The organism is Domibacillus antri (assembly GCF_001936625.1).
GTDB lineage: Bacteria > Bacillota > Bacilli > Bacillales > Domibacillaceae > Domibacillus > Domibacillus antri.
In genome coordinates, this window is record NZ_MSDU01000016.1 from 20,226 (window position 1) to 34,169 (window position 13,944).

At 48.4% G+C, this 13,944-nt stretch carries 10 protein-coding genes; 8 read left to right on the forward strand and 2 right to left on the reverse strand.

Going from position 1 to position 13,944, the window contains the following annotated elements:
• Positions 1-2: 2 nt before the first annotated feature.
• Positions 3-797: an ABC transporter ATP-binding protein gene (locus BTO30_RS08810; RefSeq protein WP_075398359.1), complete on the forward strand. Its 795-nt coding sequence runs from the start codon at positions 3-5 to the stop codon at positions 795-797.
• Positions 798-1,068: 271 nt separating this feature from the next.
• Here the strand turns inward: BTO30_RS08810 and BTO30_RS08815 are convergent, their stop codons facing one another.
• Positions 1,069-2,880, reverse strand: coding sequence for an L-lactate permease (locus BTO30_RS08815; RefSeq protein WP_075398360.1), 1,812 nt, complete (start codon positions 2,878-2,880; stop codon positions 1,069-1,071).
• Positions 2,881-3,033: 153 nt separating this feature from the next.
• Here BTO30_RS08815 and BTO30_RS08820 point away from each other — a divergent pair, with 153 nt between their 5' ends.
• From BTO30_RS08820 to BTO30_RS08835, 4 genes are all read left to right on the forward strand, one after another.
• Positions 3,034-3,750, forward strand: coding sequence for a FadR/GntR family transcriptional regulator (locus tag BTO30_RS08820; protein ID WP_075398361.1), 717 nt, complete (start codon positions 3,034-3,036; stop codon positions 3,748-3,750).
• Positions 3,751-3,888: 138 nt separating this feature from the next.
• Positions 3,889-4,605 (forward strand): (Fe-S)-binding protein, encoded by a 717-nt coding sequence (locus BTO30_RS08825; protein WP_075398362.1) that lies wholly within the window; start codon positions 3,889-3,891, stop codon positions 4,603-4,605.
• 13 nt (positions 4,606-4,618) lie between these two features.
• Positions 4,619-6,049 (forward strand): LutB/LldF family L-lactate oxidation iron-sulfur protein, encoded by a 1,431-nt coding sequence (locus tag BTO30_RS08830; protein WP_075398363.1) that lies wholly within the window; start codon positions 4,619-4,621, stop codon positions 6,047-6,049.
• Positions 6,046-6,756, forward strand: a complete 711-nt coding sequence (locus tag BTO30_RS08835) for a LutC/YkgG family protein (protein WP_075398364.1) — start codon at positions 6,046-6,048, stop codon at positions 6,754-6,756. Before BTO30_RS08830 ends, BTO30_RS08835 begins: the two co-directional genes overlap by 4 nt.
• 71 nt (positions 6,757-6,827) lie before the next feature.
• On the opposite strand, the gene cls is transcribed toward BTO30_RS08835, so the two are convergent.
• The gene (cls, locus tag BTO30_RS08840; RefSeq protein WP_075398365.1) at positions 6,828-8,354 is read right to left on the reverse strand and encodes a cardiolipin synthase; all 1,527 of its coding nucleotides are present in this window, start codon (positions 8,352-8,354) and stop codon (positions 6,828-6,830) included.
• A gap of 127 nt (positions 8,355-8,481) precedes the next feature.
• Between cls and BTO30_RS08845 the strand changes: the two genes are divergently transcribed.
• The 3 genes from BTO30_RS08845 to BTO30_RS08855 are packed head-to-tail and all read left to right on the forward strand — an operon-like array spanning position 8,482 to position 13,783.
• On the forward strand, positions 8,482-10,809 hold the full coding sequence (locus tag BTO30_RS08845) for a 3-hydroxyacyl-CoA dehydrogenase/enoyl-CoA hydratase family protein (protein WP_075398366.1): 2,328 nt from the start codon (positions 8,482-8,484) through the stop codon (positions 10,807-10,809).
• 13 nt (positions 10,810-10,822) lie between these two features.
• The gene (locus tag BTO30_RS08850; protein WP_075398367.1) at positions 10,823-12,001 is read left to right on the forward strand and encodes an acetyl-CoA C-acetyltransferase; all 1,179 of its coding nucleotides are present in this window, start codon (positions 10,823-10,825) and stop codon (positions 11,999-12,001) included.
• Between the two features lie 9 nt (positions 12,002-12,010).
• The gene (locus tag BTO30_RS08855) at positions 12,011-13,783 is read left to right on the forward strand and encodes an acyl-CoA dehydrogenase family protein (protein ID WP_075398368.1); all 1,773 of its coding nucleotides are present in this window, start codon (positions 12,011-12,013) and stop codon (positions 13,781-13,783) included.
• The last annotated feature ends 161 nt before the right edge of the window (positions 13,784-13,944 follow it).

Sequence of the window (13,944 nt, forward strand, 5' to 3'; positions counted from 1 at the left end):
TAATGAGTATCATCACGATGGACAGCGTCACGCTCCAATATGGAAAACAAACGATCATTCATGAACTGGACTGGACGGTGCCGGAAGGGAAAATTACGGTGCTGATCGGCGGGAATGGCTGCGGGAAGTCGACGCTTCTCCGGTCCGCCGCCCGCCTTTTGAAGCCATCATCCGGTCACGTACTGCTGGACAATGTCCTTTTAGAAAAGATGTCGACCAAAGAAGCGGCGCGCAAAATGGCGATTTTGCCGCAGTCCCCCGCCGCTCCGGAGGGATTAACGGTGCTGCAGCTTGTAAAACAGGGGCGCTACCCGCATCAGACGTGGCTGAAGCAGTGGTCAGTGTCGGATGAGGAAGCGGTGCAGCGTGCATTGAAGGCGACAGCGATGGAAGAACTGGCGGACCGCGTTGTCGATGAATTGTCCGGCGGCCAGCGTCAGCGCGCATGGATTGCGATGACGCTTGCGCAAAATACGGATATCATTTTGCTTGATGAACCGACGACATATCTGGATATGACGCATCAAATTGATATTCTCGATTTGCTGTTTGAACTGAATGAACAGGAAGGCCGCACCATTGTCATGGTGCTGCATGATTTGAATCTCGCCTGCCGGTACGCCGACCATATTGTTGCTGTTAAAGATAAAACGATCTATGCGGAAGGGGCGCCGGAAAAGGTCGTCGATGCTGCACTCGTCAAGCACGTCTTCGGCCTCGACTGCCGGATTGACCGCGACCCTATTTTCGGTACGCCGTTATGCATTCCCTTTGGAAAGGGACGGAGAGTGGTATAGACTGAAGGAACAGTAAGTGAATGGAAGCAATATTTTTCTAAGAGCGAAGATGAGGCTGTCCCACAAGGCCGGATTCTGACCCAATTAGGCCGATTTATTGAAATGAGAGCCGAATTCTGCTTCTTGAAGGCCGAATTGATCGGAATTCGGCCAAAGTGACAAGAAAACCGGCCCAAAATCAGAAAATCCGGCCCACACTGTAAGAAATCCGGCCATAGAAACGAAGAAAAGGCTGCCTCCATGATCTTTGGAGACAGCCTCTTCTTACTATTTATCGGACTGAAGCCACGGCTAAACCGTCTTTTGCGGTAAAGAGCCGGGCAATGTAGACGAAGACGATGATGGCATAGATGAGAAGCCACACATTGAAGACGCCGTGAATGATTGCCATGCCGAGAAAACCGGCAGCAAGCAAGTAATATGTCAGCGGCAGCAGCACACGACGGATCAGTGCGCCTTCTTTTCCAATCAAGCCAACTGTTGCAGAAGCGGCGACCACGTTATGGACGCAAACCATGTTACCGGCTGCACCGCCGACTGCCTGCAAGGCAACAATTATCCCGGATTGATGCACATCGAGGCCGATGTTGCCGGCTGCGCCGAACTGGAAGAGTGAGAACATCATGTTGCTGAACGTGTTGCTTCCGGCAATAAATGCGCCGAGTGCTCCGACAGCAGGGGCAACGATCGGCCAGAAATCGCCGGCGACAACGGATACGCTTTCAGCAAGGACAAGCGGCATATTTTGACCGGCAAGTGCTTCTGTTGCTGCAGATACTTTATCCGAAGCTAACGATGTATTTAAGAAAATTTTGATCATCGGCACCGCAAAAATAAGTGACAAGCCGGCAGATGCCGCTGTTTTAAAAGAGCTTTTCCATGCGCGCGTGTAGTCTGATGACTTCATGCGGTGCAGGAAGAACGTTAGTACGGAAACGACGATGAAAATAAAGCCCGGTAAAAACAATGGTGTTGATGTTGTGGTAATACCGGAACCAAATGTATTTTCAAAAACAAGTGCAGGCGCTTTCAACGCGGCTGTTAATGGTTCGACTGTACGGGATGCAACGAGAAGTCCTGCAACTAAAATGTAAGGAAGCCATGACATACCCATAGAAATCGAACGCTGTGAACCTTCTTCTTTTTCCGGTTCATAATTCAGTTTACCGAACCAGTCTTCTTCCCATTTGCTGCGCGGCGGGAAGTCGAAATGATCATCAGCTGACGGCATAAACAAACCTTTTCGGGCTGCAGGAACGACGATCAGCATCGCAATCAATGCACCGAGCAAAGATGGGAATTCCGGACCTAGCGTGATGCCGATAAAGTAGTACGGCACTGTAAATGAAATACCGGCAAATAAAGTAAATTTCCATACTTTGAGGCCTTCGCGGAACGATTTATTCGGACCGAAAAAGCGGGTAAGCACAGCCGCCATTAAGAGCGGAATGAGTGAACCGACGATACCGTGAACGAGCACGACATTGGATGAGATGTACATCAAATAATCAATGTAGCCCATTCCTGTACCTTCAAGAGCAGAAAGAACCGTCGGCTGGTCGGTTAAACCGGTATTGACACCAATTTGAATCGGTGTTCCGACCGCCCCGAATGAAACAGGCGTACTTTGAATAATAAGCGCAACCATAACCGCAGCCATTGCCGGAAAACCGATTGCCACAAGAAGCGGCGCGGCAACAGCGGCCGGTGTACCGTATCCTGCAGCGCCTTCAATAAAGGCGCCGAACAGCCACGCAATGATAATGGCTTGAATCCGGCGGTCTGGTGAAATACTGGTAAAACCGCGGCGAATTGTATTAATAGCACCGCTTTCTTTTACGGTATTTAACAAGAGGACAGCGCCGAATACGATAAAAATAACTTCAAGCGCGGTGATAAGACCGTTAAATGCTGCCCCGGCGACAATCGTGCTGTCTGTTCCCCAGACGAACATCGCGATCAATGCTGTCACGACGAGTGCAATTGGCATGGCCCGGGTAGCCGGCCAGTTTAAAAAGACAAGAAAAATAAGAATGGTCACAATAGGCACGATAGCGATCATTGATAAAGTAAATAAGCTCAAAGAAGTTCCACCTCCGATAAGTAAGCGATTTCAATGTGTAAGTTAGTTGATCATCAGATGACCTGTTTTTGATTATAGAGGGAATGTTTTCAAAAAACAATCAAAATTTTTTGTTATTTGTGTTTATAATAAAATAAAGAGGTGACGATAACGTTGAAATACAAGCAAATTAAACCGAAAAAAATATATGAAGAAGTAGCGGAAACGCTGCTCGAATCCATTCGCTCCGGCGACCTGCAGCCAGGTGAAAAATTAGATTCCGTCCAGCAGCTGGCGGAAAGTTTTCAGGTCGGGCGCTCTGCCATCAGGGAAGCACTGACCTCACTCCGGGCGATGGGCTTGATTGAAATGAGGCAGGGGGAAGGAACATACGTAAAGTCCTTTTCTGCAGATGGGATCGCATTTCCGCTGCAGAGTGCGCTGTTAATGAACCGCGATGATTTGACCGGTTTAATGGAAGTGCGCAAAATTCTGGAAACGGGTATTGCGGCATCGGCAGCGGAACGGCGCACCGATGAAGATCTCGCCGCAATGGAGCAGGCATTTGCCGATATGGCGAAATATTCAGGGGACGCAGAGCTTGGCGAGAAAGCGGATCTCGCCTTTCATTTGGCGATTGCCGAAGCAGCCGGTAATAAATTGCTGGCGAGCTTAATGCATCATGTATCCGATATGACAGCGGAGTCGATGCGTGAAACGCGCCGTATTTGTTTATATGAAGAAACGGCGACTGTTGACCAGCTCAATGTGCAGCATGAAACCATTTTGCGGGCGATTCAAAACCGTGATGCATCGTCTGCGCGAAAGGCAATGGCCGCACATCTTGATTATGTTGAAAACGTCTTGCATGATTACATGGACAGTCATTGAATTTGGTGGAAACCGGCGGAGTGCAGCCGGTTTTTTTGTTTCGAAAAAGGATTTGAAAATTTGTAAGCGTTTGTAGTATGATAAAAAGAAAAATGGTATACAGGTCATCAGATGACCTTACTTTATGGGGTGAACAAAGTGAAGGTGACACTTTTTATTACGTGTATTGTCGATATGTTTCAGGCCGATGTGGGCAAAGCCACAGTGGAAGTGCTGGAGCGCCTCGGCTGTGAGATTGAATTTCCGATGGGACAGGTGTGCTGCGGCCAGCCGGCCTATAACTCAGGCTACGTGGAAGAATCAAAAGATGCGATGAAAAAAATGATTGCGACGTTTGAACATGCGGAAGTGGTGGTAACGCCGTCGGGTTCATGCGCGACAATGTTTAAAGAATACCAGCATATTTTTCATGATGATCCTGTTTGGCGTCCACGGGCGGAAAAGCTCGCGTCGAAAACGTATGAACTGACAGAATTTATCGTCGATGTTTTGAAAGTGGAAGATGTAGGAGCCAAATTGAACGGTGTAGCGACGTATCACCCGTCCTGCCACATGACGCGCCTTCTCGGCGTAAAGGACGCGCCAATGACGCTGCTCAAAAATGTCAAAGGGCTCAAATTTGAACCGCTTCCCAACGCGCATAACTGCTGCGGGTTCGGCGGCACATTCTCGGTGAAAATGGGCAATATTTCCAAGCAGATGGTGGATGAAAAAGTAGACTCGGCGGAAATGAGCGGCGCCGACTTTTTAATTGGTGCTGATGGCGGCTGTTTAATGAATATCGGCGGCCGAATCGAGCGAAGAGGAAAACCGATCCGCGTCCTGCACATTGCGGAAGTATTAAACAGCCGGTGAGGGGGAAAACAACATGGCAATGAAAATCGGTGAAGGCAAATTTAAAGATAACGTAAACGAAAACATGCAGGATACATTCATGCGCGGTGCAGTGGCGGGTGCGCAGGAACGTCTTCGCACGCGCCGTCTCGATGCGGCAGAAGAGCTTGGCAACTGGGAAGAGTGGCGGTCGCATGGGGAAGAAATTCGCAAGCATGTGCTTGATAACCTCGATTACTACTTGCATGAATTGACAGAAAATGTGCAAAAACGCGGGGGACACGTATTTTTTGCTGAAACAGCAGAGGATGCAAATGCATACGTCCGTGAAGTTGTTAATTCCAAGAATGGGAAAAAAATTGTTAAGGCAAAGTCGATGGTGACAGAAGAGATCGGCTTAAATCAAATTTTAGAAGAAGAAGGATGCGAAGTGATCGAGACGGATCTCGGCGAATACATATTACAGCTTGATGAACATGATCCGCCGTCTCATATTGTTACACCGGCACTTCACAAAAATAAAGAACAGATCCGTGATGTATTTGCGAAGAAATTAGATTATAAATTAACATCGAAACCGGAAGAGCTGGCGCTTCATGCCCGGGAAAAACTGCGTCAGGAATTTTTAACGGCGGACATCGGCATTACCGGCTGCAATTTTGCGGTCGCGGAATCCGGTTCGATCAGCCTCGTAACGAATGAAGGCAATGCGCGTCTCGTATCAGCTTTGCCGAAAACGCAAATTACGGTGATGGGCATGGAACGGATTGTGCCGACATTTGAAGAACTTGACGTTTTGGTCAGCCTGCTGACGCGCAGTGCGGTCGGACAAAAATTAACAAGTTACATCACGGCACTGTCCGGACCCCGTCAGGAAGGGGATGCCGATGGACCGGAAGAATTCCACCTGGTCATTGTGGATAACGGCCGCTCGAAGATTTTAGGAACGGAATTCCAATCCGTTTTACAGTGCATTCGCTGTGCGGCCTGCATTAATGTGTGCCCTGTTTACCGCCATATCGGCGGACACTCATACAATTCCATTTATCCTGGCCCGATTGGCGCTGTCCTCACACCGCTTCTCGGCGGATACGATGATTTTAAAGATTTACCTTATGCATCAACATTGTGCGCAGCGTGTACCGATGCATGTCCGGTGAAAATTCCGCTGCATGAGCTTTTGCATAAACATCGGCAGGTGATTGTGGAAAAAGAAGGACGGGCGCCAATATCAGAAAAGCTGGCGATGAAGGCGTTCGGACTCGGAGCGGCATCAAACCCGATTTATGGAGCCGGCTCAAAAATGGCCTCCGCCATGATGAAGCCGTTTACGAAAAATGACCGGATTTCAAACGGACCAGGTCCTTTGAAAGCATGGACGGAAATTCGTGAATTTCCGGCACCGAATAAAGAACGGTTCCGTGACTGGTTTAAAGACCATGAAAAAGGAGGAAGCGGCCAATGATCCATCATCGTGATTCCTTTTTAACTAACGTGGCCGCACAGCTCGGCCGCAGCCGGAATACGTCTGTAAAACCAGAGCGCAACTGGAAATTCCGACCGCAGGACAAAACATTGAGCGGCAAAACACCGGATGAACTTATGACCGTTTTGCGCGATCAATGCCGGCTTATTCATACGGAATTAATTGAAACGACCAGTGATAAGCTCGAAACGGTGCTGGAATCAACCGTGAATTTGTACGGAGGCGGACCGATTTCATTATGGCGTGATCCCCGCTTTGACGAATTCGGCCTTGGAGAACTCATTCGTGAAACGTGGCCGGCCCGCAGTGTCGAAGTGAACGAATGGGACTCATTCCGCGGGAAAGCCAACATTGCAGAAGCGGAACGGGCGAACATTGGCATCACATTCAGCGATATGACGCTTGCTGAATCAGGTACGGTTGTCTTGTTTTCAAGTTCTGACAAAGGACGATCCGTCAGCCTGCTTCCGCACAAATACATTGCGATTATCCCAAAAAGTACGATTGTCCCGCGCATGACGCAGGCCGCGCAGGAGATTTCGCGCCGTGTACAGTCGGGAGAAACGATTCCGTCCTGCATCAATTTTATCACCGGCCCAAGCAACTCGGCCGATATTGAAATGAACCTCGTTGTCGGGGTGCACGGTCCTGTGAAAGCGGCTTATATAGTAGTAGAAGACCGATAAGCTTTTCAGAATTTAATAAACGAAAAGAGGCTGCTCTGTAAGTGATGATTGATCACCTTACAGAGCAGCCTTCATAAAATAGGCGACAGCAGCCGGGCGAGTGATTCGCCGATTCGTGTCGGGAAACTTCTATGTTCATACCGTTCGCGGCTGATTGGAACAGATACCGAGAAATCATTTAAAAAATCTACCTCGACTTTTTCGACGGCAGGTGTCCGGTTGTAGATGAATGTCATGAGTTCATGATTGAGCCGGAAGCTGCGGACGTCAAAGTTGGCTGTGCCGACAATCGCGTGCTGCCCGTCAATCAGCAGTACTTTTGAATGAATGAAGGAATCATCACGGTACGCGAACACTTTCACACCAGCGCTCAACAGATCATGAAAATAAGAATTCGTTCCGTAAAAGGAAATCGTGCGGTCCCCTTTACCCGGCACGATCACGCGCACATCTTTTCCGCTTCGGGCCGCAACGCGCACAGCAGCCAGCGCCTCATCATCCGGTACAAAGTAAGGGGATGCAATCCAAATCGATTTTTCCGCGGTCTGGATCATTTCCATCATCGCATCGCGCACATCGCGTTCTTCATTATACGGGCCGCCATACACGGTCTGAACCATCTCGTCTGCTTCGTGCGGTTCAGATGGAAAATAAGCGGAAAATCGAAATGCTTCTTTTAATTCATCCAGTAGGGACGTTTTAGCATGTGTCGCATGAATCCAATCGGTTATAAAGGACTCCTGCAGCTGGCGGACAGCCGGCCCCTCCATTCGTAAGTGCGTGTCACGCCACACTTCAAACTGTTCCGTATTACTCCGGTATTCTTCACCGACATTGAGCCCGCCGGTAAAGCCGGTATGTCCGTCCACAACGACGATTTTCCGATGATTGCGTAAATTCGCTGTGCGCGTAAACCATGGGGATACAATCGGATCAAACGCATACGCTTCACCGCCGGCTTCTTTCAAAGGGCTTAAAAATGCTTCCGATAATCCGGATGAACCAAGCCCGTCATACAAAAATCGGACGTGAACATTTGCTTCTGCCCGCTCGACGAGAGCATCACGTATTTCGGTTGAAATGTCATCTTCCCGGAAAATATAAAATTGAATGTGAATGTGATGTTCCGCATGGCGGATGGCATCGAGAATGGCAGGGAACGTTTCTTCTCCGTTTGTTAATATATCAACTTTATTGCCGGCCAGCGCTTCAAAGCCCGTCATGTTTTGGATCTTTTTCGCTTGAGGCAAAACATCGGAAACATCCCATTTCTCCCCTTGATGGCGCATGGTGGTGATAAATCTTGTCGTTTCCGCAATGACATGCTTCGGCAGCATCCGGTTGCGCGGATCGCGTCCGAATACGGAATAAACAATGGCTCCCGCCAGCGGAAAGACGAGGACGATCGCAATCCATGCCACTTTTGAATTCGTGCCCCGCGAATCGAATAAAAGTAAATTAAACACGACGAAAATGGAAACGATTCCAGCGAGATACGTAAACGCGACCGACAATTCATTTGAAAAATAGCGTATTCCAAAATAAATAAGCGCTACAACACTAATTAAAACAATAAGCTGTACGGCTTTTTCTCTCATGGCAAATACCCCCTCTCAACTATAATTCAGTTTACCCGTTTTTTCCGAAAGTGACAGTTGAAATTTAAAAAAGAGTGCTGTATAGTAAAAATAGAATAAATGAATGAGCATTCATTCAAAGGGGGATATGAACGTGGTTCAGCACATTCGAAAAGCAGCGGTTATCGGTTCCGGTGTTATGGGTTCCGGCATTGCAGCGCACCTTGCGAACATAGGCATTCCATCTATTTTACTTGATATCGTCCCGGAACATGCGCAAAATCGAAATGAACTTTCTGAAAGCGCTCTTCAAAAACTATTTAAACAAAAACCTGCTCCGCTTTCGTCCCCAAAAAACGCCGCGTTGATCGCAGCTGGCAATCTGGAAGATGACTTGGACAAATTGGCGGAAGCCGACTGGATTATTGAAGTTGTTGTGGAGCGTCTTGATGTAAAGAAAGCTGTATTTGAAAAAGTAGATCAGCATCGGAAGAAGGGGAGCATCGTTTCCTCCAACACATCCGGTATTTCCGTTGAAGCCATGAAGGAAGGCCGGAGTGAAGATTTTAAGAAGCATTTTCTAGGCACGCATTTTTTTAACCCGCCGCGCTATTTGAAATTGCTTGAGATCATTCCGACGTCTGAAACAGCTTCGGAAGTGTTAGAGTATATGAAAATGTTTGGGGAAGACGTGCTCGGCAAAGGGGTCGTATTAGCGAAAGACACGCCGAATTTTATCGCAAACCGGATTGGCACATACGGCTTGCTGAAAACCATGCATGTCATGACCGAGATGAACTTATCACCGGGTGAGGTCGATTCAATGACAGGACCGCTGATCGGCCGGCCGAAAAGCGCTACGTTCAGAACGCTCGATGTCGTCGGGCTTGATACGTTCATACACGTCGCTAAAAATGTTTATGATCAAGTGGATGGTGAGGAAAAAGCCGTATTTGATATACCTGATGTGCTGTTGAACATGCGTGACAAAGGCTGGATCGGTGCAAAAGCGGGGCAGGGCTTCTTTAAAAAGGATGGGAAGACGATTCTTGAATTAGACCCAAATTCAATGGAATATATTGAACGGAAGAAAATGAAAGCGGCTTCAATCGAAATGGCCAAACAGCAAAAAGGGGCAGCGAAATGGAAGACACTCGCCTATGCGAATGATCAGGCGGGGCAGTTTATCTGGAAGATGCTCGCCCCCACGCTTCTTTATTCAGCGGAATTAACCGGTGAAATTGCCGATGATATCGTGTCGATTGACCGGGCGATGAAATGGGGATTTGGCTGGAACGAAGGCCCATTTGAAATATGGGATAAAATCGGTGTCGCTGATTCAATCAAAAAGATGGAATTGGAAGGCCGCAGCGTACCGGACTGGGTGAAAGAAATGGACGGCTCATTTTATAAAGACGGTCATTATTACGATCCGTTAACTCAATCGTACAAACCGATTGAAAAAAATGCGAAAGTCATCGATTTGAAACAGCTGAAAGAAGACGGGAAAATCATAAAACAAAACAGCGGAGCGAATTTGATTGATCTGGGCGACGGTGTGGCACTGCTTGAATTTACTTCCCCGAACAATGCAATCGGCATGGATATTGTGCAAATGATCAACACAGCGGTCGATGAAGTCGAGAAAAATTATAAAGGGCTGGTCATCGGAAATCAGGGGAAAAACTTCTGTGTTGGCGCGAATCTTGCGATGATTTTAATGGCTGCCCAGGATGATGGCATATGGGAAATCGACATGGTCGTTAAAGGGTTCCAGCAGGCGATGATGAAAATCAAATACAGTGCAAAACCGGTTGTCGCGGCCCCGTTTGCGATGACACTCGGAGGTGGAACAGAAGTGTGTTTACCAGCTGCCCATATTCAGGCATCCATGGAATCGTATATGGGCCTTGTGGAAGTCGGAGTTGGACTCATTCCAGGCGGCGGGGGCAATAAAGAGCTTTATATCCGCCACCTTGAGCAGCTGCCGGCAGGTGTTACGGTTGATTTACAGGCAGTTGCCAATAAAGTATTTGAAACGATTGCGATGGCTAAAGTGTCCACCTCCGCAGCGGAAGCACGCGATCATAACTTTTTATATAAAGCGGACGGCATCAGCGTGAATCAGGATCACCTGCTGCATGACGCGAAACAGGCCGTCCTTCATTTACACGAGAATGGATACACAGCACCTATTCGCAAAAAAGTGCCGGTCACGGGTGAAACAGGTTATGCCACCTTATTGCTCGGGGCCCAGTCGATGCACGCGTCCGGTTTCATTTCCGACTATGACTTAACGATTGCGAAAAAACTGGCATGGGTGATTGCAGGCGGGAATGTACCATTCGGAACGGAAGTTGATGAACAATATTTGCTGGATCTGGAGCGGGAAGCATTTTTACAGCTCGTAGCACAGCCGAACACACAGCAGCGCATGCAGCATATGCTCGTTAAAGGGAAACCACTTCGTAATTAAAGGGGAGATAGAAATGAAGGAAGCGGTCATTGTCGCCGGTGCGCGTACACCGGTCGGCCGGGCAAAAAAAGGGACATTGCGGAATACGCGGCCGGATGATCTCGGGGCCATTGTTGTAAAAGAAACGCTGAAAAGAGCCGGCAGCTACGATGGCAATATAGACGATCTCATTATTGGGTGTGCGATGCCAGAAGCGGAGCAAGGATTGAATATGGCGCGGAATATCGGCGCCCTCGCTGGACTTTCGCATGACGTACCGGCTATTACGATTAACCGGTATTGTTCTTCTGGCTTGCAGTCCATCGCCTATGCAGCAGAAAAAATCATGATCGGACACGCGGACACGATTATCGCAGGGGGAGCGGAATCGATGAGCCATGTCCCGATGATGGGTCATGTCGCAAGGCCGAATGTGCGGATAGCGGAAGAGATGCCGGGGTATTACATGTCGATGGGGCATACAGCAGAGGAAGTGGCAAAGAAGTACGGGATTTCACGCGAGGACCAGGATGCGTTTGCGGTCCGCAGTCATGAAAGGGCCGCCCGTGCCATTGCGGAAGGGAAATTTGCCGATGAAATTGTGCCGGTCGAAGTGACGTTCAGAGATGTTGGTGCTGATCATAAATTAACAGAGGATCATGTTGTTTTTTCACAAGATGAAGGGGTGCGGCATGGTACATCGATGGAAGGCTTGGCAAAATTGCGTCCGGCATTTTCAGTTACAGGCACCGTAACGGCCGGCAATGCTTCACAAACGTCTGACGGCGCAGCGGTGGTGATGGTGATGGAACGGGAAAAAGCGGAGTCACTCGGGCTCACCCCGATTGCGAAGTTCCGCTCGTTTGCGGTTGGGGGCGTGCCGCCGGAAATTATGGGTGTCGGGCCGGTTGTCGCGGTGCCAAAAGCATTGAAGCTCGCCGGACTGGAATTATCGGATATTGATTTGTTTGAACTGAATGAAGCGTTCGCATCCCAGTCGATTCAGGTCATTCGGGAGCTCGGGCTGAATGAAGACATTGTCAATGTAAACGGAGGGGCGATTGCACTTGGCCATCCACTTGGCTGTTCCGGGGCAAAGCTGACTTTGTCATTATTGCATGAATTGAAGCGCCGCAAGCAGCAGTTCGGCATCGTCACGATGTGCATCGGCGGCGGCATGGGGGCCGCCGGCGTCTTTGAAATGATGGAATAAAAGGGGGAAATGATCATGGCAGCAAAAGGCGGTTCGTTTTTAATAGAAGAAGCGGCATTCAACTCCATTTTCACACCGGAAGATTTTTCAGATGAACAGAAAATGATTGCAAAAACGACGGAAGAATATGTCATGGGCAGCGTCATGCCGGCATTACCATATTTAGAAAAGCATGAATTTGACCGTTCGGTGAAATTATTGCAGGAAGCGGGTGAGCTTGGACTGCTGGCAGCGGATGTACCCGAAGAATATGGCGGACTGAATCTCGATAAAATCAGTTCTGCGCTGATTGCCGAAAAAATGGCGGCCGCGGGCGGGTTTTCCATTTCGCACGGTGCGCACGTCGGGATCGGATCTTTGCCGATTGTGTTATTTGGAAATGAAGAACAAAAGCAAAAATATTTGCCGGATCTGGCTTCAGGCACACGTTTTGCGGCATATGCACTGACGGAACCCGGCTCGGGATCAGATGCATTGGGCGCGAAAACGACAGCCCAATTGAATGAAGCAGGGACACATTACGTGTTGAACGGGGAAAAACAGTGGATCACGAACTCGGCCTTTGCCGATGTGTTCATTGTGTACGCGAAAATTGATGGAGAACAATTTTCAGCGTTTATTGTAGAGAAAGAGTATCCGGGTGTATCCACCGGAGCGGAAGAAGAAAAAATGGGAATCAAAAGTTCATCAACGCGGACATTGATTTTATCGGACGCGCAAGTGCCGGTCGAAAATTTGCTTGGGGAAGCGGGACGCGGGCATGTGATTGCGTTTAATATTTTAAACATCGGACGTTACAAACTAGGCGTCGGTACGGTCGGAAGTGCGAAGCGGGCTCTTGATATTTCACTGAAATACGCCAATGAGCGCCAGCAGTTCAAAACGCCGATTGCCAACTTTAATTTAATTAAAGAAAAGTTTGGGACGATGGCATCGAAAATATATGCGGCAGAAAGTGCGATTTACCGGACGGTCGGCTATTTTGAAGAGCGGATGAGTGCGCTGTCTGAAGAAGAACAAAAAGATGGCAAGTCGATTGCGGCATCCGTTGCCGAATATGCCATTGAGTGTTCACTCGGCAAATTTTTCGGGTCAGAAGTACTTGATTATGTTGTCGATGAAGGTGTACAGATCCACGGCGGTTACGGGTTTATGGAAGAGTATGAAATTGCGAGAATGTACCGCGATTCCCGCATTAACCGCATTTTCGAAGGCACGAATGAAATTAACCGGCTGCTTGTACCGGGCACATTTGTGAAAAAAGCGTTCAAAGGCGAACTGCCGCTGTTTGAAAAAGCACAGGCGCTGCAGGGGGAAATCATGATGCTCATGCCGGAAGAGCCGGGGGAAGCTGTACTTGCGCAAGAAAAAATGCTCGTGAAAAATGCGAAGAAAATCGCGCTTTTAGCAGCTGGTCTTGCCGTTCAAAAATACGGAAAAGCGCTTGAAGCGGAGCAGGAAGTGTTGGCCAATATCGCGGATTTGGCGAATTTAGTCTACGCAATGGAATCAGCGGTATTACGCACTGAAAAAGCAATTGAAGAGTCCGGAGAAGAAAAAAGCAAACAGAAACTTTTGTACACACAAATTTTCTGCCAGGAAGCCTTTAATGACATTGAAGCACATGCAAAAGAAACGCTCGTGGCAATTGAATCCGGTGACAGCCTACGCATGATGATGTCTGTATTGCGTAAACTCGGCCGCCACACCCCGGTCAATGTTATCGCGAAAAAGCGTGAAGCAGCAGACAGACTGAACAATACGTTGAAATACGTCGTTTAATAAACGAGAGCCCCTTTTGACAAAAAGGGGGCTTTTTAGCGTGAGCAAAAGGAGATAAACGTGAATAAATCCAGATGAACTAGGGCATTTATAATTATTCACAACCAAATTTGAATCCGGACGCTCAATTGGAAGAAGGATTTATATAAAACGTGTCGAAA